This window comes from Clavibacter michiganensis subsp. tessellarius, from assembly GCF_021922985.1.
Lineage (GTDB): Bacteria > Actinomycetota > Actinomycetes > Actinomycetales > Microbacteriaceae > Clavibacter > Clavibacter tessellarius.
On the sequence record NZ_CP040788.1, the window covers coordinates 1,821,094 to 1,838,873 of the forward strand.

General features: G+C 73.5%; 15 protein-coding genes and 2 tRNA genes. 6 read left to right on the forward strand and 11 right to left on the reverse strand.

Going from position 1 to position 17,780, the window contains the following annotated elements:
* Positions 1-11: 11 nt before the first annotated feature.
* On the reverse strand, positions 12-1,361 hold the full coding sequence (locus tag FGG90_RS08375) for an extracellular solute-binding protein (RefSeq protein ID WP_094128123.1): 1,350 nt from the start codon (positions 1,359-1,361) through the stop codon (positions 12-14).
* Positions 1,362-1,459: 98 nt separating this feature from the next.
* The gene (locus tag FGG90_RS08380; protein ID WP_094128120.1) at positions 1,460-2,467 is read right to left on the reverse strand and encodes a LacI family DNA-binding transcriptional regulator; all 1,008 of its coding nucleotides are present in this window, start codon (positions 2,465-2,467) and stop codon (positions 1,460-1,462) included.
* Between the two features lie 118 nt (positions 2,468-2,585).
* Here FGG90_RS08380 and FGG90_RS08385 point away from each other — a divergent pair, with 118 nt between their 5' ends.
* Positions 2,586-3,008, forward strand: a complete 423-nt coding sequence (locus FGG90_RS08385) for a pilus assembly protein CpaE (protein ID WP_094128117.1) — start codon at positions 2,586-2,588, stop codon at positions 3,006-3,008.
* A 40-nt stretch (positions 3,009-3,048) separates the two neighbouring features.
* Here the strand turns inward: FGG90_RS08385 and FGG90_RS08390 are convergent, their stop codons facing one another.
* The 7 genes from FGG90_RS08390 to galU form a co-directional block, all read right to left on the reverse strand.
* Positions 3,049-3,444: a DUF3054 domain-containing protein gene (locus FGG90_RS08390; RefSeq protein WP_094128114.1), complete on the reverse strand. Its 396-nt coding sequence runs from the start codon at positions 3,442-3,444 to the stop codon at positions 3,049-3,051.
* A gap of 9 nt (positions 3,445-3,453) precedes the next feature.
* Positions 3,454-5,082, reverse strand: a complete 1,629-nt coding sequence (locus FGG90_RS08395; RefSeq protein ID WP_094128111.1) for a DUF7059 domain-containing protein — start codon at positions 5,080-5,082, stop codon at positions 3,454-3,456.
* Positions 5,083-5,154: 72 nt separating this feature from the next.
* Positions 5,155-6,789, reverse strand: coding sequence for a cellulase family glycosylhydrolase (locus FGG90_RS08400; RefSeq protein WP_094128109.1), 1,635 nt, complete (start codon positions 6,787-6,789; stop codon positions 5,155-5,157).
* Between the two features lie 110 nt (positions 6,790-6,899).
* Positions 6,900-6,972: transfer RNA gene (locus FGG90_RS08405), tRNA-Ala, on the reverse strand.
* 66 nt (positions 6,973-7,038) lie between these two features.
* Positions 7,039-8,004, reverse strand: coding sequence for a hypothetical protein (locus tag FGG90_RS08410; RefSeq protein ID WP_094128107.1), 966 nt, complete (start codon positions 8,002-8,004; stop codon positions 7,039-7,041).
* A gap of 110 nt (positions 8,005-8,114) precedes the next feature.
* Positions 8,115-8,783, reverse strand: a complete 669-nt coding sequence (locus tag FGG90_RS08415; RefSeq protein WP_094128104.1) for a GNAT family N-acetyltransferase — start codon at positions 8,781-8,783, stop codon at positions 8,115-8,117.
* A gap of 93 nt (positions 8,784-8,876) precedes the next feature.
* The gene (gene galU / locus FGG90_RS08420; RefSeq protein WP_012039135.1) at positions 8,877-9,773 is read right to left on the reverse strand and encodes a UTP--glucose-1-phosphate uridylyltransferase GalU; all 897 of its coding nucleotides are present in this window, start codon (positions 9,771-9,773) and stop codon (positions 8,877-8,879) included.
* Between the two features lie 40 nt (positions 9,774-9,813).
* On the opposite strand from galU, the gene FGG90_RS08425 reads away from it, so the two are divergent.
* The 3 genes from FGG90_RS08425 to mscL are packed head-to-tail and all read left to right on the forward strand — an operon-like array spanning position 9,814 to position 11,317.
* Positions 9,814-10,389: a 5-formyltetrahydrofolate cyclo-ligase gene (locus FGG90_RS08425; protein ID WP_094128101.1), complete on the forward strand. Its 576-nt coding sequence runs from the start codon at positions 9,814-9,816 to the stop codon at positions 10,387-10,389.
* Positions 10,390-10,395: 6 nt separating this feature from the next.
* On the forward strand, positions 10,396-10,806 hold the full coding sequence (locus tag FGG90_RS08430) for an FmdB family zinc ribbon protein (protein WP_094128098.1): 411 nt from the start codon (positions 10,396-10,398) through the stop codon (positions 10,804-10,806).
* Positions 10,807-10,834: 28 nt separating this feature from the next.
* Positions 10,835-11,317, forward strand: coding sequence for a large conductance mechanosensitive channel protein MscL (gene mscL / locus FGG90_RS08435; protein WP_094128095.1), 483 nt, complete (start codon positions 10,835-10,837; stop codon positions 11,315-11,317).
* Positions 11,318-11,357: 40 nt separating this feature from the next.
* Here mscL and FGG90_RS08440 read toward each other — a convergent pair whose 3' ends face one another.
* Positions 11,358-11,579, reverse strand: a complete 222-nt coding sequence (locus tag FGG90_RS08440) for a hypothetical protein (RefSeq protein ID WP_094128092.1) — start codon at positions 11,577-11,579, stop codon at positions 11,358-11,360.
* Positions 11,579-15,385, reverse strand: a complete 3,807-nt coding sequence (locus FGG90_RS08445; RefSeq protein ID WP_378143503.1) for a DUF4011 domain-containing protein — start codon at positions 15,383-15,385, stop codon at positions 11,579-11,581. The genes FGG90_RS08440 and FGG90_RS08445 overlap by 1 nt, the downstream gene beginning before the upstream one ends.
* A gap of 177 nt (positions 15,386-15,562) precedes the next feature.
* Here FGG90_RS08445 and FGG90_RS08450 point away from each other — a divergent pair.
* A tRNA-Arg gene (locus FGG90_RS08450) sits at positions 15,563-15,634 on the forward strand.
* Between the two features lie 211 nt (positions 15,635-15,845).
* Entirely contained in the window at positions 15,846-17,777 is a 1,932-nt protein-coding gene (locus FGG90_RS08455; RefSeq protein ID WP_094128086.1) for a hypothetical protein, read from the forward strand.
* The last annotated feature ends 3 nt before the right edge of the window (positions 17,778-17,780 follow it).

The following is a 17,780-nucleotide window of genomic DNA, read 5'->3' on the forward strand; positions in this document are numbered from 1 at the left end:
GCCGCCGGCCGCTACAGGGGGTTGGGCTTGGCGAGCAGCGCGTCGATCTGCGCGATGAAGGCGTCGAGGCCGGCCGCCGGATCCAGACGGCCGAGGAACACGTTCTGCATGTTCTCGGCGAAGAACGTCTGGAAGTCCGAGCCGGACCCGGTGAAGTACGCGACCGGGTCGTACTCGATCTGCTCGGCCGCGTACGCGTAGTGCGCCTGCGGCAGGAGCTCGGCGTACTCGGGGCTGTCGATCACGGGCTTGTACGCCGGGATGTGCCCGGCGCCCGCCCACTGCAGCGAGTTCTTGAGGAGGTCGGTGACGAACTCGTAGCTCTTGCGGCGCTTCTCCGGGTCCGGCGCGTTCTGGTGCGGCAGCACGAACGCGTGCGAGTCGGCGAAGGACGCGGGCGTGCCGTAGAGGGTCGGGATCGGCATCGCGTCGAACGGCAGCTTCGCGGTCTGGAACGTCGGCAGCTCCCACACGCCCGTGAAGATGGCGCCGCTCTTGCCGCCCGCGAACTCGGCGATGGCGGTGCCGGCGTCGCCGCTCGGGGTGGCGATGGTGCCGTCGAGGAGCGTGCGGATGAAGTCCACCGCGGCGAGCGCCTTCTCGCGGTCGTAGACCACCTGGCCGCCGGTGGGCAGCTCCATCTGGCCGCCCATCTGCTTGTAGAGCGTGTAGAAGAGCCGCCACATCTGCGTACCGTCGCCGAGGTAGCCGTAGCTGAGCCCGTGCACGCCCGTGACGCGCTGCATGGCGCGCATCGCGTCGGCGAACGCCTCCGGCGAGCTGAGGGGGGCGAGCTGGCCGTCGTCGCCGAGGAGGCCGGCCTGGCCCGCGATGTCGGTGTTGTACATCATCACGAACGGGTGGCTGTCGAGCGCGATCGAGTACAGCTTCCCGTCCACCACGCCCTTGTCCCAGACGCGCGGCTCGAAGTCGGCCTGCGTGACGCCGAGCTCGGCGAGCACGTCGAGGTCCCACGGGTCGAGGAGGCCGCCGGGCGCGAAGCCGGGCACGCGGGCCGCGTGCATCACGGCGACGTCGGGTGCGCGACCGCCGACCGAGGCCATGGCGAGCTTCGTGTAGTACGGCTGGCCCCAGGCGAGGACCGTGGCGGTGACGTCGAACCCGTCGCCCGTCTCCTCCGCCTCGCGCACCATCTCCGTCATGCGGATGCCGTCGCCGCCCGACAGCAGGTGCCAGTACTTCAGGTCGACGATGCCGCCGGCGGATGCCACCTGGGGCGCGCAGCCGGAGAGACCCCCGACCAGGAACGCGCCGCCCAGGGCGGCCGCGCCGCCCATGATCAGCTGACGCCTCGACCATGCCGTGGGACGTGCCCCGGCCTCTCCTGCAACAGGATCCATTGACCACTCCTTCGTGATGCGATGATCATTACATCGTTGTAATGCCGAGCGCAACGTTTCGCGGGGCCGATCTCAGGAGTCGGCGGACAGCGGTGAGATCAGAAGGCGGGCGCCGAGCGCGTGCTCCCGCGCGCGACGATGCGGTGCGGGATGACGACGTGCACGGGCGGGCCCTCGCGCTCCTCGATGCGCCGCACGAGCTGGGCGACCGCCGCCTCCGCGTAGGCGCGGATGTCGAAGTGCACGGTCGTGAGCGTGGGGATCGAGAAGCGGGACTGGTCGACGTCGTCGAAGCCCGCGACCTGGACGTCCTCGGGCACGCGGACGCCGTGGTCGGCGAGCGCGCGCAGGGCGCCGAACGCGAGGCCGTCCGTGAAGCAGAACAGCGCGTCCGGCGGGGCGTTGCCGCCGGAGAGCCACGCGTCGACGGCCTCGGCGCCGGACGCGCTGTTCCAGCCGGTGCGATCGATCTCGATCGGCGCCTCGCCCGCCTCCTCCATCGCGCGCCGGTAGCCGATGCGGCGGAGGTCGCCCGCCGCCGACTCCTCGCGCGTGGCCGTGCCGACGGCGGCGATGCGCCGGGCGCCGGTGCCGAGCAGGAACCGGGTCATGTCGTAGGCGGCCTGGACGCTGTCGACGCCCACCCGGTCGGCGATCTCCTGCTCGACCTCGCCGATCACCACGACGGGCGGCAGCGACTCGGCGCGCACGATGGCGCTCTTCGACAGCAGCACCGGGTTGAGGATCAGGCCGTCGACCAGGTGCTCCCGGGCGCGCGACATGAGGTCGCGCTCCCGGTCCGGCCGCGACCCGGTCTCCTCCATCTGGATGCTGTAGCCGGCCTCGTGCGCCACCTCCACCAGGTGGTGGGCGAGCTCCGCGGAGTACGCCGTGCCGAGGTCCGGTAGCGCCACCGCGATGACGCCCGTGCGGCCGTTGCGGAGGCCGCGGGCGGAGAGGTTGGGCACGTAGTCGAGCGCGGCCACCGCCTGCTCGACGCGCTCGCGGGTGGCCGGGCTCACGGCGACGCGGCCGGTGATCACGTTGGAGACGGTCTTCGGGGAGACGCCGGCGCGCGCGGCCACGTCCTTCACTGTCGCGCGCATGGTCCTCCCGGGCCCGGACGGCGGCGATCGGCGGCCGCGGTCGGTGCCCCGAATCTAATGCACCCACATTCCCCCACCTGCGGAGGCGACGCCCGGGAGCGGCGGGCATACTGCACGGATGATCTCCACCGCGCACGCGACGACCCTCCTGGAGCTCGGCCTCGAGTGGAGCCCCGAGCCCGGCGACCGGTTCCGGATCCGCGGCCAGGGCTTCGAGTCGGACGTCTTCACCATCAGCGAGCTCACCATCGAGGCCCACGAGCACGCGACCGGCACGGTGCTCGGCTTCAACGGCACGACCGAGTGGGCGCTCGACTCCGTCGCGCTCGAGGACAGCCTGTGGCTGCCCCGGGAGGACCAGCTGCGGTCGCTGCTCGGCGGCGCCTTCCGGTCGCTGCGCCGCGAGATCGGCGGGGCCGAGGACGGCGCCCACGTGGTGCTCGTCGTGATCGACGGCGAGGAGGCCGAGCACCGCGACCTCGAGGCGGAGGAGGCCTACGCGAAGGCGCTCATCGCCGTGCTGGAGGCGGCGGCCGCCTAGCCGCCGACCCGACGGAGCCGGGGACGGCGACGGGTGCGGGTCAGGCCCGCGCCCGGCGGCGGCTCGCGACGGCGGCGATCCCCCGCCAGCCGAGGAGCAGGATCCCCAGGATGATCGCGGTCGTGATCACGAACGGCACCACCACGCCCTCACCGGTGAGCGCGCGCAGCACCATGCCCACGACGATCGTGACGCCCCACACCAGGAGGCCCGTGGGCACCACGCGGGACGGCGCCCGCCAGGCGCGCGCCACGATCCAGCCGACGACGCCGGCCGCGAGGAACGGCCACGCGGTGCCGAGCACGCCCGACGGCGCGAGGTCCTCGCCGTGGCTGGCGCGTCCGATGAGGACGAAGACGACGACGAGGGCGGCGTCGAGCACGACGGCGCGGAGGATCTCGGGACGGGCGGCGGGGCGGGCGGTTCGGCGGGTCACCCGGAGATCCTAGGCGTCGTCGCCTGGGCGGGCGGCGCCCTGTCCCGCATCCGCGTCCGCCGTCGCGTCCGGCAGCAGCAGGAAGCCGTCGGCGACGAGCCCGCGGATCCGCGGCAGCAGCTCCGCGCGCAGGGCCGCGGCGTCGACGGAGGTCAGCTGCGCCACGGCGTCCGCGATGGCGCCCACGGTGAGCTCGCCGTCGCAGGCGCCCACGAGCGCCGCCAGCCCGGTGTCGAGCGGCACCTCGCGGCCGAAGCCGGCGCCCTGGCGGAGGATCATCACGGTGGGGTCCTCGGCGCCCGGCCAGTGGTGCCGCTCCTCGGTGACGTCGCCCGCCAGCACGAGCGCGGCCGCGGCCAGCGCGTCGTCGTCGAGGAGCGCCAGGGCGTCGTGCGCGGAGAACGACGCGGCGAGGTGCTCGCCCAGGCCGGTCGGGTTGTGGCCGAGGCCCCCGGGCAGGCGCTCGAGGCGGCGGAGCGTCGGCGCGGCCGCGGCGGGCCGGCGCAGGGTCAGGTAGCCGAAGCCGACGGCGTCCACCCCGCGGGCGGCGAAGTCGTCGAGCCACGCGCCCATGAGCGACTCGGACTCCGGCGTGCCGGCGCGGGTGCCGCCGTCGCGGATCCACGTCTCGGCGTAGAGGGCCGCGTCCTGCACCTCGCGCTCCACGACCCACGCGTCGAGGCCGGACCCCGTGCGCGCCGCCGCGCGGTCGAGCCAGCCCGCGACCCGCCCGAGGCCCGGCTCCCCCGCCCGGTGCTCCCAGTTGCCGAGGAGCTGCGCGACGCCGCCGGGCGTCAGGTGGTCGGCGAGGTCCGCGATCACGCCCTCCACGAGCGCGTCGCCGACGAGCCCGGCGTCGCGGTACTCGTACGCCGGGACGCCCTCCGCCCTCGGCGTGATCACGAACGGCGGGTTCGAGACGATGTGGTCGAAGCGCTCCCCCGCGACCGGCTCGAACAGGCTGCCGAGCCGGAGCTCGATGGTCGTGATGCCGTTGAGCGCCGCGTTGAGGGCGGCGAAGGCGAGCGCACGGGCGGAGATGTCGGTGGCGACCACGCGGTCGGCGTGGCGGGAGGCGTGCAGGGCCTGGATGCCGCAGCCGGTCCCGAGGTCGAGCGCGCTCGCGACGGGGGTGGAGATCATCAGGCCGCTGAGGGTGGCCGACGCCCCGCCGACGCCGAGCACGTGGTCCTCGTCCAGCGCGCCGCCGGTGGCGAGCTCGCCGAGGTCGGAGGCGATCCACCACTCGCCGACCCCGTGCGCGTCGATGAAGCCGTAGGGCCGCAGGTCGACCGCCGGCCGCACGCGCTCGCCGTCGACCTCGACCAGCCCGAGGCGCACGGCGCCGTCCACTCCGAGGGACGGCAGGGCGGCGCGGAGGTCGACGGCGTCGACCGGGTCGCCGAGCACGAAGAGGGCCGCGAGGGCGGCGGGAGCCGGGAGGCCCGCCGCGGTGCGCGCGGCGGCGACGGCGCGGCGGGCGGGGATCCGGTTGCCGCGGTGAAGCGCCTGGCCCGCCGCGTCGCCCCAGACGTCGAGCGCCGAGGCCAGGGTGAAGGGCGCCGCCTCGAGGTCGGCGCGCAGCGCCCGCACCTCCGGGGTCGCGACGGTCACGGACGGGATCGCGGGGCGGGGCACCGGTCGAGCTTAACGAGCGGAGGCGCCGGCCGCCGGGCGGATGCCCGACGACCGGCGCCGTGGAGGGATGGGTCAGTGACTCGTGACGGTGAGCGTCGGCGCGCTCGGCGCCTGCGTCCCCTGCACGTTGAGGCCGACGTGCATGGTCTGGCCAGCGGAGATCCGCGCCGCCCAGTCCGCTCCGGTGCACGTGATGCGGCTGGAGGCGACGCTGCAGGTCATCCCCCAGCTGTTCGGCACGGCCGTGACGCCGGGGCTGTCCCAGGAGACCGCCCAGCCGGAGACCGCGGAGCCCGCGGTGATGGAGAGCTCAGACGAGTACCCCGTGCCCCACGATCCGTTCAGCTTGTAGCTGGCGGTCGCGCCACCCGAGGGAGCTGGCTGCGGCTGCGGCGCGGGCTGCGGCTGCGGCTGCGGCGCGGGCTGCGTGCCGGAGCCCGAACCGGAGCCCGAGCCCGAGCCCGAGCCCGAGCCCGAGCCCGAGCCCGCGCCCGCGCCCGCGCCCGCGCCCGACGATGCCGCCGGGTGCAGGATCGGCGCCATCGCGTCGAGCTTCGCCTGCTCCGGGGTCACCCAGTCGCTCTTCAGGAGCCCGCCCGTGTCGTTGCTGTCGGGGTTGAACGACCAGAACGACGAGCTGATGCCGGTGGTCTGCAGGTAGGACACGAGGGTGGACAGCCACTGCTTGTCGCTCGTGGTCTCCAGCCGGGTGCCGAACTCGCCGAGCAGCACGGGGGCGACGCCGTTCTTCGCGAGGTAGCCCCAGTGGGTGTCCCACACGCTCGTGAGGTTCTTCGGGTAGTCCGGCGAGCTGAACCACGACTGCGCGTAGATGCTCGACGGGTAGTCGTGCGGGGAGTAGACGACACGGTTGGGCACGCTCAGCTCCACCGGCTTGTCGCCCGCGGCGCCGAGCGCCCCGCCCCACCAGGTGCCCGACCCGTCGGGCTGCTTGTCGGTGCCCTCGACGATGACGAGCAGCTTCGGGTTCACGGACAGCACCGCGTTCCCGCCGCGCTCGGCGGCGAGCCGCCAGTCGGTGGCCGTGTCGCCCGTGCCCCAGGAGGCCTGGCCGTGCGGCTCGTTGTGCAGGTCGACGCCGATGACCGTCGGGTCGTCCTTGTAGCGGTCCGCGAGCATCTTCCAGTCGGAGATCCACTGCGACTCGGGGAGGGTCGAGGAGTACCAGACCTCGGACTGACCGTTGACGTCGGGGCGGTGCTGGTCGAGGAACACGTTGAGGCCGTTGGCCTTGGCGGAGGCGATGGCGCGGTCCATGAGCTGCAGCGGGGTGATGCCCTTCAGATCCGGGTTGGCGGTGGTCCCCCAGTCGGCGACGCTCGACGTCCGGAGGCACTCGTTCGCGTACGGCATGCGCACCGTCGTGAAGCCCATGTCGTGGAGGTGCTTCATGCCGCTGTCGAGCGTGATCTTGTCGAGCCCGTGGAGGACGCAGCCCGACGACTCGAGCCCGAACCAGGCGGCGCCGCGGATCGTGTAGGTGGAACCGGTGGAGTCGACGATCTTCCCGCCGTCGGTGTGCAGCCACCCGGAGGCGGTCGTGGCGGTGGTCGTCGCGGCGGTGCGAGCCGACGTGGTGCCCGGATCGGCTGCGGAGGCCGAGGCAGCCGATGCTCCCGCCGCCGCGAGAGCGACCGGGAGGAGGAGTCCGAGCAGAGCTGTGGTGAGGCCTCTTCGTGTCTTCATGGCGGAAGGCTAGGAGCCTCGGAGGATCCGCGAGGACATCCCTCACAGGGCGTGAGGGTGAAAAGTCGGTGACGCGGGAAAGCAAAAACCCCGCCGGAGCGGGGTTCTTGTGGACCTAAGGAGATTCGAACTCCTGACCTCCTCGATGCGAACGAGGCGCGCTACCAACTGCGCCATAGGCCCTGACAACTCCACGAGACTACCACGTCGCGGGGAGCCCTCCGAACCGCTGGGCCCGGAGGAACGGGGTCAGCCGACGGCGCGGCGACGTCGCAGGACCTCGTCGAGGTCGCCCATGCCGGGCTCCGCGTCGTCGACGATGCCCATGCGGGAGAAGCGGCTGACCGGAGCGGTGCGCGCGGCGGGCGCGACCGGAGCGGCGGATGCGGCGGGCGCGGCCTCCTCCTCGGCGGCCAGGCGGGCGACCTCGGGCTCCATGTGCGCGCGGCGGAGCGTCTCCTCGGACGCGGCAGCGGCGCGGCGCATCTCCTCGACGGGCGACAGCGGCGTGCGCGGCGCGTTGCCGGCGCCGGGTCGCGGGCCGGGCGCCTGGGAGCGCGAGAGGTAGAGCGGCTTCGGGACGGGGACGGGGGTCCACGACTCGCCCTCCTCGCGCTCGGCCACGGGGGCCGCGGGCTGCTCGGTCGACTCGTGGAAGTCGGTGAAGCCCGTCTGCGGTCGCGGACGCGCCTCGGGCGCCTGGAGGCGGCGGGCGGCGGCGACCTGGGACATGCGCTGCAGGATCGCGAGCGAGCCCATCGTGGCGAGGGACGAGATCACGAGCAGCGTCCACGCGGCACCGCCGGCGACCTGGGCGAGCCCGGCGACGACGCCCACGAGGGCGAGCGCGAGGATCGCGGTGGCGACGAGCCGGGTGCGGCGGAGGCGCGTGGCGGCGGAGGGCGACGTTGCGGACACGGGGGCCACTTTCGGTAGGGCGCGCTGGGCGGCGGCGTCTCGCGCGCGCGCGGCGGCTTCGGCTTCTTCGGCGGCGCGGCGGAGCGCGCGCTGCTGCTCGACGACGCTGCGGGCGCTGGTCTCGGCCCGCACCGCGTCGGGGACCTCGGCCGTCTCGGCCAGGATCCGCAGGGTCTGCTGCAGCCGCACGGCGTTGCGCTCGGTCGCCATGTACTGGCGGCGGTGCAGCCACGTGGGCAGGAGGTAGGCGAGCCAGAGCACCGCGGAGAGCGCGATGATGATGCCGCCGGATTGCATGTCCCGAGGCTAGGAGGTCGGGGGCGCACCGCGCGGGAAGCGCGCCGCGTGTCCACCGCCGGACCGGCGCATCCGCAGGCGGGGACTGCGCGTAGCGTGGCGCCCGCGGATCAGATGCGGCGCTGCACGGCGAGCGGTGCCGCGGCCGCCTGGACGTCGGCCTCGGGCACGCGCGACCACTCCGGATCCACGCCGCCCTGCTTCCACCGGTCGAGCACGCTGGTGGACAGCTCCTCCACGACGAGACCGAAGCAGAAGTGGTCGCGCCAGTCGCCGTTGATGTGGATGTAGCGGCGGCGCAGCCCCTCGTACCGGAAGCCGAGCTTCTGCACGACGCGGAGGCTGGGGGCGTTCTCGGGGCGGATGCAGATCTCCATCCGGTGGAGCCCCAGCGTGGTGAAGCAGTGGTCGGTGGCGAGCGCGACGGCCGTGGGCGTCACGTTCCGGCCGGCGAAGTCCTGGCCGACCCAGTAGCCGATGGTCGCGCTGGACAGCGAGCCGTACGCGATGGACGACACGTTGAGCTGCCCGGCGAACTCGTCGTCGTACTCGATCACGAGGGGCACGCCGAGCCCGGCGCGCGCGTTGGCCTGGAGCGACCGGATGCTCGCGCGGGTGTCGAACGCCATGGGCGCGTACGGGCTGGTCGCCTCCCACTTGCGGAGCCACGATCGGTTGTCGAGCAGCGAGCGCTCGAGGGCCCGCGAGTCGCGGAGCCGGATGGGGCGGACGGAGATGCGCCCGTCCCGCATGGTGGGTACGGTCTGCGGCACGTCCATGAGCCTAGGCCCGACCGGGACGGGCGGGGATCCGCCCCGACGAAGCCGCGCGGAGCGGATCGAGGGAGGCGGGCCGACCGCCGGACGCGCGGATCAGCGCTCGAGCGTCTTGACGAACTCGGGCAGCCACTCGCGCAGGCCCTCGCCGAGGTCCTCGTGGTCGACGCCGAGCTGCACGATGGCCTTCAGGTAGTCGAGCCGATCGCCCGTGTCGTAGCGGCGGCCGCGGAAGACGACGCCGTAGACGCCGCCGGTCCACTCGGGCGCGGCGGCCATCTTCTCGAGCGCGTCGGTGAGCTGGATCTCGCCGCCCTTGCCGGGCTCGGTCTTGTGCAGCACGTCGAAGACCTCGGGGCGCAGCACGTAGCGGCCGATGATGGCGAGGTTGGAGGGGGCGGTGCCGGCGGCCGGCTTCTCGACCATGCCGGTGATGCGCACGACGTCGTCGTCGTCCGTCTCCTCGACCGTGGCGACGCCGTAGAGGTGCGTCTGCGAGGGATCCACCTCGAGGAGCGCGACGACGGAGCAGCCGCGCTGGAGCTGGACCTCGATCATGCGGGAGAGGAGCACGTCGCGCTTGTCGATGATGTCGTCGCCGAGGAGCACGGCGAACGGCTCGCGGCCCACGTGCATCTCCGCGCGGAGCACCGCGTGGCCGAGGCCCTTGGGGTCGCCCTGGCGGACGTAGTGCATGTCGGCGAGGTCGGTGGACTCGTTGACCTTGCGGAGCTTCGCGTCGTCGCCCTTGAGCTGCAGGGTGGCCTCGAGCTCGGCGTTGCGGTCGAAGTGGTTCTCGAGGGCCGTCTTGTTGCGGCCCGTGATCATGAGGACGTCGTGGAGGCCCGCGCCCACGGCCTCCTCCACCACGTACTGGATGGCCGGGCGGTCGACGACCGGCAGCATCTCCTTCGGCATCGCTTTCGTGGCGGGCAGGAATCGCGTCCCGAGCCCCGCCGCGGGGATGACAGCCTTCGTGATGTGGGTGACCATGCGATCGAGCGTATCGAGAAAAGCTACCTAGACTCGACCCATGCCGAGCGATGTCCCCACCGAGAAGAGGGCCCTGCGCGCCCAGCTGCGGGAGCGTCGTCGCCAGATGACCTCGACGGAGCGGGACGACGCGGCCCACGGCCTCACCAGCAGGCTGACGGAGCTCGTGGGGAACCACGACGCGCGACGCGTCGCCTGCTACCTCTCCACCGTCGACGAGCCGACCACGCGCCCGTTCCTGCAGTGGCTGCACGCGGACGGCCGCCGGGTGCTCCTGCCGGTGTCGCGCGACGACGGCCTGCTCGACTGGGTCGTCAGCGACGGCACCGAGACCGAGGGCCTGTTCGGCCTGCCGGAGCCGGTGGGCGAGCTGCTCGGGCCGATCGCCATCAACGACGTCGACCTGATCATCGTGCCGGCCGCCGCGGTCGACCAGGGCGGCATGCGCATGGGCTGGGGCCGCGGCTACTTCGACAAGACCCTCGGATCGATGGAGGCCTGCCCCCCGGTCTACGCTGTGGTGTTCGACGCCGAGTTCGTCGACGAGCTCCCGCGGGAGAAGCACGACATGCCGGTCGACGGCATCGTGACCCCGACCCTCATCCACTCCTTCTAGGGACCCATGCCCACGTACTCCTACCGCTGCACGGTGTGCGGCAACGCCTTCGACATCGTCCAGGCGTTCACCGACGACTCCCTCACCGAGTGCCCCGTGTGCGGCGGCAAGCTCCGCAAGCTCTTCGCGGCGGTCGGCGTGAGCTTCACGGGCAGCGGCTTCTACCGCAACGACTCGCGCACCGAGGACGCGGCCAAGCGGTCGCGGTCGTCGTCCGGGTCGTCCTCGGCGAAGTCGGGCGACGCGTCGTCGTCGTCCTCCGACTCCTCGTCGTCCTCGTCGTCGTCGTCCGGATCCTCGGACTCCTCGGGCTCGTCCGGATCCGGCACGACCGGCCAGGGGTCCGGTACCGTGACCCCCAGCACCCCCTCCGGTCCCGCGTCCTCGGGCTCCGGTCCGTCCTCGCCGTCCACCTGATCGGGCGGCCCGCACGACAGGAGCACCCGTGAAGGGCTTCAAGGAGTTCATCCTCCGCGGCAACGTCATCGACCTCGCGGTCGCCGTCGTCATCGGCGCCGCGTTCACCGCGATCGTGACGGCCATCGTCACCAACCTCATCAACCCGGTCATCGCGGCGGTCGTGAACTCGTCGTCCCTCGAGACCGCGCTGCGCGTCGACCTGCCGACCGCGTCCGGCGAGCCGTCGCCCATCTTCTTCGGCGCGATCATCGCGGCCGTCATCAACTTCCTCATCGTCGCCGCGGTCGTCTACTTCGGCCTCGTGCTCCCGGTCAACCACCTCAAGAAGGTGGCGTTCGCCAAGCAGAAGGCCGAGGAGGAGGCGACCCCGAAGGACGTGCCGCCGACCGAGGCCGAGCTGCTCATCGAGATCCGCGACCTGCTCGCCGGCCGCCCGTCGCCCGAGGGCGCGCACACGATCCCGTCGACCGCCGGCCAGCACGCGGCCGAGCCCGGCAAGCCGGCCTAGCCCGCCCTTCGCACGACCGACCGCCTCCGGCGTCGACCCGTCAGCCCCAGTGGGGCGGGCGGTCGAGCCGGAGGCGGTCGTCGTTGGCGTCGGATGCGGCGGGCGCGTCGCCCCAGCCCTGCGGCGCGTCCTCGGCGGCGCGCACCGCCGGTGCGTGCGCGTCGGCCTGCGGCGTGGGGTCGGATCCGGGCACGGGCGGCGTCGACGCGCGACGCGACCGGCGGGCCGGGCGGCGCTCCCCCGACGCGTCGCGCTCCGGCATCAATCCGCCCGGTGCGCGCCGGCCTGCACCTGCACGGGCGCGGTGACCGGGTGCGCGTCCGAGATGGCGCCGAGGGCGGTGGCGATGCGGCGGGCGACGGCGTCCGGATCCGCGAACAGCTCGAAGGAGTGCACGCGCAGGTAGTGCCAGCCGAGGCGCTTGAGCATCTCGGGGCGCAGGCGCAGCGACTCGCGGAGGCTCGTCTGGTTGACGACCGGATCCGTCTCGATCGCGATCGCCCGGCCGCCATAGGAGGCGACGAGGCCGAGCTTGTCGCGGTGGCCGAGGGCGGGCGCGAGGCCGAGGCCCTCGAGGCGGCGGGCGAGGTCGACGAGCATGGCGTCGCCGTCGTCCGGGATCGGGTCCTCGCGGAAGCGCGCCTCCGCCTCGGACAGGATCTGCGCGAGCGCGACGATGCCGTGCTTCATCCGGTCCTGGTCGATGTCCGACGGCTGGAAGCAGGAGACGACCACCATCGAGCGGCGGGCGCGCGTCATGGCGACGGCGAGCAGCCGCTCCCCGCCGGGCGCCGCGAGCGAGCCGAAGTTCGACAACACGCGGCCGTGCGGGGTGCGGCCGTAGCCGACCGAGAAGATCACGCGGTCGCGGCTCTGCGCGACGCACTGCTCGAGGGTCGCGACCATGAACGGCTCGGCGCGGTCGCCGATGAAGAACTCGGTGACGTCGCTGCGCTTGGCCGCCGCGTGGAGCACGGCCTGCTGCACGCGCACGGCGTGCCGGGCGCTCGCGGTGATGACCATGAGGGACTCGCGCGGGCGGTGGCTCGCGTGGTCGAGCACCAGCTCCACGACGCGGATCACCTCGGCGTCGACGCTCTCGACCGCGCCGGTGTCCTCGTCGGGCATGCCGTGTCCGTCGGCGACGAAGTCGAGCGACAGGCTGCCGTGGCCGAGGAACGTGCCGGCCCACGGGAGGGACTGGATGCGGCCGCCATAGAACCGGCGGTTGACGAGCTCGGCCAGGTCCTCGCCGCCGGCGCGGTAGCTGCGGGTGAGCGCGAGGGACGGCAGGAGCTCGCCGAGGCGCGCGAGGGCGGAGTCGGCGTGGCGCTCCTCGAGCGTCGAGTCGTCGTCCGCGAGCTGGGGCGTCGAGCGCTCCGGCTGCGGCACGACCGCGATCGTGAAGGGCGACGGGGTCTGGGTGACGGGATCGCCGAAGACCACGGTCTGCTTGCCGCGCCGGATGCCGCCGAGGGCCTCCGCGAGCGTCATCGCGCCGGCGTCCACGAGGAACACGGCGTCGAACGGCATCTCGTCGGTGATCGCGGGCACCTCGTAGGGCGACGCGAGCCAGACCGGCGCGATGGTGCGGGAGAGGTGGGGCGCGGAGTGGTGGAGGGCCGCGGCGTCGACGGGGGCGGATCCGCCGAGCAGCTGACGCAGGTGGTGCGCCTCCTCGGGCCAGTCGACCACGCCGATCTTCCACGTCTCCGCGAGCTGCCAGGCCAGGAGGCCCGCGCTCGCGGTCGCGTGCGCCTCGTCGACGAGGCGGAAGTCGGACTCGAGCCGGTCGAGCACGCTCGTGTTCGCGTTGAGGAGCGCCTTGTCGCCCGCGAGCATCTGCTCGAGCACGGACTGCCACCAGGCGAGCTCGAGCTCGGCGGCGACGGCCTCCTGCGGCACGTGCCGGTCGGAGAGGTCGCGCAGCAGCGGGTCGAGGTCGAGGCGGCGGAGCTCGGCCAGCAGGGAGGTGCGCTCCTGCAGGTTCTGGAGCACCTCGCTGTCCTCGGCGAGCTGGGCGACCTTCTCGCGCAGCTCGTCGACGGGCAGCTCGGCGAGCGGGGTGGGGCGCGTGAGCATGCTCAGCGGCTCGTCGAGCACGCGGAGGTCGGCGGCGACCTCCTGGTAGCGGACGTGCACGTCGGAGATGCCGCGCGGGACCTCGGGGGTCGAGCCGACCGCGACGTAGCGCTGCCACAGGATCCGCTGCTTCTGGATGGCCTTGAGGCTCTCGTGCATGTCGGAGATGTGGACGCCTGGGCGCACGTACTCGCGGGCGAGCTTGCGGAGGCGACGGCGGGTGATGCTCGTCATCTCGGGGGCGTCGCGGCGGGATCCGGTGGCCGCGATGATCTCGCTGAGCGACCGGTCGAACACCACGGGCTGGAACTTGTCGAGCGTCTCGCGCACGTCGAGCAGGAGGCGGAGGTACACGCCGAGCTCGTCGATGGAGCGGTAGGCGCGCATCCGAGTCTGGCCGATGAGCTCGTCGGCGCGCTCGAGGAGGCGCGGGAGGCCATCGGCGGAGAGGGACTTCGCGAGCTCGTGCGCGTGCGTCGCGGCGGCGCTCGTGGGGAAGGTCGCGCCGTACCAGGGCGAGTCGCCCGGGCCGTAGCGGAACTCGCCGAGGCTCGCGGCCTTGACGAGGGAGGCGGCGGCGCTCGCGCGGTCGTGCGCGATGGCCTTCACGGCGTCGCGGGTGAGGCGCGCGGTGGTGGCCGGTGGGCTGGGGAGGAGCGCGAGGCGCGAGAGCTCGCCGAGCGCGTCGAGCACGGAGACGCCGAGGTCCGCGTCCGGGCGGCCGAGCGCGAAGCGGTAGTCGAGCAGCACGTGCCGCAGGCGCACGAGCGCGTCGTCGACCTCGGCGGTCTGCGCGGGCGCGGCCTTCTCGTTGCGGACGATGGACTGCACCACGTCGCGCTTCAGCGACTTCGGCGCGACCGCGAGGCCCGGCAGGCCCACGTCGGCGAGGCGCTGGCCGATGCCCTTGAGGGAGGAGGCGCGCGGGCTGACCACGAGCACGCGCTTGTTCTGCGCGACGAGGCAGCCGATGGAGTTGACGATGGTCTGCGTGCCGCCCGTGCCGGGCAGCGTCGTCACCACGAGCGAGTTGCCCGCGTTGATCTGCGCGATGACGTACTCCTGCTCCGGATCCGCGTCGAGCAGCAGCGTGTCGGTGACGGGCGGGCGCTGGTCCTGCGGGATCGGGTCGACCGGCGCGTAGGCCTCGCCCACTCCCCACTTGGCGGTGGGATTGCCGGCGATGGCGTCGATGACGAGGTGCTCGAGGTGCTCGGCGTCCTCGGCGAGCGACCGGCCCACCTCGGCGAAGGAGGAGACGACGAGGCGCGGCTGCACGGCGAACGCCGGCAGGTGCGACGTGAGGCCGCGCAGGCGGTCGATGACCGGCTGCGGCTTGAAGGCGCCGTTCTGCACGGCGAGCGCGACGAACGACTCGGCGTCGAGCGTGATCTGGAACTGCTCCTCGAGCGCCCGGGCGAGCGCCGGGTTGAGGAACGGCTGGCCCTTGAGGCGCACCTCGTAGTCGCTGCCGTGGCGGCGGATCGCGAGCGGGCGCAGCAGCACCGGCGCGCGGAACTGCTCGTCGGCGAAGCGCCACTCGGCGAGGCCGATGGCCAGGTGGATCGACTCGATGCCCCGGGCCGAGACCAGCTCGATGCCCTTCTGGGTGATCCGGTTGGCGGCCTTGCGGGCGCTGCGGAGCGCGAGCTCGTCGCGGATGAGGGACGACAGCAGCGTCGTCTTGCCCGTGATGAACTGCGCGAGCCCGCCCGGGTGCGTGGTGCTCAGCTCGATGCGGGAGCCCGGGTTGTCCACGAAGTGGAGGAGGGGCGAGGGCCCGCCGATGCCGGCCAGCTGCTCGCGCCACTCGCGCCAGCGGGGCTCGGCCACGTTGCCGCTGCCCAGCTGCACGTCGCCGACGCGGAGGTCGTGGGGGCTGGTGCTGTTGTGGGAAGCATTCACGTGGGGGTCCTCTAGAGGCTCGGCGGCGAACCCGGAGAGCAGGTCGTCGTCGTCGTCGGATCGTTCATTGGCACGCCACACCCGGCAACAGTACGACGCGGCAGGTGGGGAAACCGGCAGGCGACGCCGTGCGGGGGCGGATCCGGGAGCCGTGTCGGCTACTGGTTCGCGGGCGGGGCCGCGCCCGCCGGCCAGCCGGCCGCCCGACCCCGCGGGCCTCGGCCGGGCCGCCTCCCCTCCGCTACCATGGGCCCGTCAGCCTCTGTAGCTCAATGGAAGAGCAGTTCCGTCCTAAGGAAAGGGTTGGGGGTTCGAGTCCCTCCAGGGGCACCTTCCGCTTCTCGCGTTCTCCCGTCGCGGACCTCTCGGCTCGGCCCGACCGCGTCGCCGATCCCCGCCGTGGAGAACGCCGGTGGCCGGCCGTCGGCTGCCGCTACTTTCAGCGCATGATCAGGTCAGCCGCCCCGTGCACCGCGTGACGAGGCGCCGACCGACCCGGGACATTCCGGGGGCGCGCGGGCGCCGACGCCTCGCCGCCACCGTGCTGGGCATCGTCATCGCCCTCGCCCTCAGCGCCTGCGGCGCGGTGATCGACACCACGATGACCGTGGACGGCGGCGGATCCGGCTCCCGCCAGATGACCGTCACGCTGAGCCAGCAGGACCTCGCCAAGGTCCCGGGCGGCCCGGCCGCCATCGACGCGTCCATCCGTCGGCACCTGCCGTCCCCGCTGGCGTACTCGGGCATCAGCGGCACGGCCGACGGCGGCGTCACCGCGACCTTCACGCTCGCGTTCTCCTCCCCCGCGGACTACTCGGGCGAGGTCGCCGCGCTCCTCTCCTCGCGCACGGGCTCGTCCGCGCCCCGGTTCGCGGTCACCGACTCCGCGCTCGTGCGGGGCATCGACCTGCAGGAGTCGTTCACGAGCAGCGACCTGCTGGGGTGGATGTTCTCCGGCCTGATCGCGGACGGCGTCGTGGACGGCAGCGAGGGCGTCGGATCGCTGCGCGAGGAGGGCCGCGCGGCCGTCGTGTTCGCGGGACAGCGGCACACAGACGTCGGGGATCCGCTCTCCTACTCGCACGAGGAGAACCACGGCTTCGACGGCGTCTCGATGGCGACCGACGCATCCGACCCGGGGCGCATCACGCGGACCATCACGTACCGCGCCGAGCAGGGACGGGACCAGGCCGACCTGGCGCGCCTCGACGCGTTCGTCCAGGGCGCCATGCCTGCGGGAGGCGAGGTCGCCGCGCCCGAGCCGGGCACGTGGACGACGGCCTTCACCGGCGACGCGGGGGCGATCCAGGCGGACACCACGACCGCGCTCGGCGGCGGCGCCACGAGCTTCGCGGTCGACGTCTCCCCGCGGGCGGACGACCCGTCGCAGGAGGTCCTGCAGCTCACCGACACGGCATCGTGCGCGGCAGTGTGCGCCGTCGACGCCATCGGGCGCAGCGGGGTGCCCGATCACTTCACCGCAGGCGCCGGCTACTCCCCGGAGTCGATGGACGTGGGGTCGGCCGCCGCCGGCCCCGTGAGCTTCGTGCTCAGCCCGCCCGTCTCGTCGGTCGCGTCGCACCTCTCCATCGGCTCCGGCGGGGACGTCACCGGCACGACCACCATCGTCGTCCCGAGGTCCAGCGTCGACGCCGTCGGGGACGGATTCCTGCAGCGCTACCGGCCGGATCCGGACGTCGGCACGATCGCCTCCGACGCGGGTCCGGACAGCACGACCTACACCGTGACCATCGCGGGCACGAGCGTCGAGGACTTCGCGGACCGCTACGCGAGGTGGGCCCCGGGAGCATCCGTCGGAGCGCGGGTGGTGGACGACGGGTTCCTCGTCCGGCGCTCGGAGTACGCGATCGACCCCGGCTTCGACGCCCTCGCGTCCGGGCACCGCGTCCTCGACGGCACCGACGTGACGCTGGACCTCCCGCTCGGCTCCTGGGTCGACGGGGCGCAGGGCGGCTCGGGCGCAGACGGCGCCCGGATCACCGTCGTCCGAACGAGCAGCCTGACGCCGGCGGGCGTCGCCGCCGCGGCCGTCCTGGCACTCGGGCTCGCCGTCGGGCTCGTGCTCCTGCTCCGCCGTCGACGGGCGGTGGCGGCGCGGTTCGGGGCGGCACGGGCGCAACTGGACGCAGCGCTGGCCGCGCGACGCCGGACCCGGCTCGACGAGCGGCTCGCGATCGAGCCCGCCCTCGGCGCCGACGCGGAGGAGCGCGGCTCGCTGCTCGCGATCCCGGCACCGGCCCCGTCCACCATGGCCGGCGGTCGCACGGGTGCGCTCGACATGGATCCGCCGCGCGATGTAGCCGGCGGACCGCCCCACCACGGGGCGCTGTCCATGACCCCGCCGCGCCGCAGCACGGGCACGCGACCGACCCTGCTCGGCGCCCGCCCCACCTCGGCCACGACGTCCAACACCGCACGCACCACCGACCGCACCGACCCCTGGGGAGCCTGACCG

What these genes read in the sequence shown, in the direction of transcription:
- FGG90_RS08415 (WP_094128104.1), bottom strand. Translation starts at nt 8,783, where the DNA reads ATGGACGTGCCGCAGACCGTACCCACCATGCGGGACGGGCGCATCTCC.
- FGG90_RS08425 (WP_094128101.1), top strand. Translation starts at nt 9,814, where the DNA reads ATGCCGAGCGATGTCCCCACCGAGAAGAGGGCCCTGCGCGCCCAGCTG.
- FGG90_RS08385 (WP_094128117.1), top strand. Translation starts at nt 2,586, where the DNA reads ATGATCTCCACCGCGCACGCGACGACCCTCCTGGAGCTCGGCCTCGAG.
- FGG90_RS08400 (WP_094128109.1), bottom strand. Translation starts at nt 6,789, where the DNA reads ATGAAGACACGAAGAGGCCTCACCACAGCTCTGCTCGGACTCCTCCTC.
- FGG90_RS08410 (WP_094128107.1), bottom strand. Translation starts at nt 8,004, where the DNA reads ATGCAATCCGGCGGCATCATCATCGCGCTCTCCGCGGTGCTCTGGCTC.
- galU (WP_012039135.1), bottom strand. Translation starts at nt 9,773, where the DNA reads ATGGTCACCCACATCACGAAGGCTGTCATCCCCGCGGCGGGGCTCGGG.
- FGG90_RS08430 (WP_094128098.1), top strand. Translation starts at nt 10,396, where the DNA reads ATGCCCACGTACTCCTACCGCTGCACGGTGTGCGGCAACGCCTTCGAC.
- FGG90_RS08380 (WP_094128120.1), bottom strand. Translation starts at nt 2,467, where the DNA reads ATGCGCGCGACAGTGAAGGACGTGGCCGCGCGCGCCGGCGTCTCCCCG.
- FGG90_RS08440 (WP_094128092.1), bottom strand. Translation starts at nt 11,579, where the DNA reads ATGCCGGAGCGCGACGCGTCGGGGGAGCGCCGCCCGGCCCGCCGGTCG.
- FGG90_RS08375 (WP_094128123.1), bottom strand. Translation starts at nt 1,361, where the DNA reads ATGGATCCTGTTGCAGGAGAGGCCGGGGCACGTCCCACGGCATGGTCG.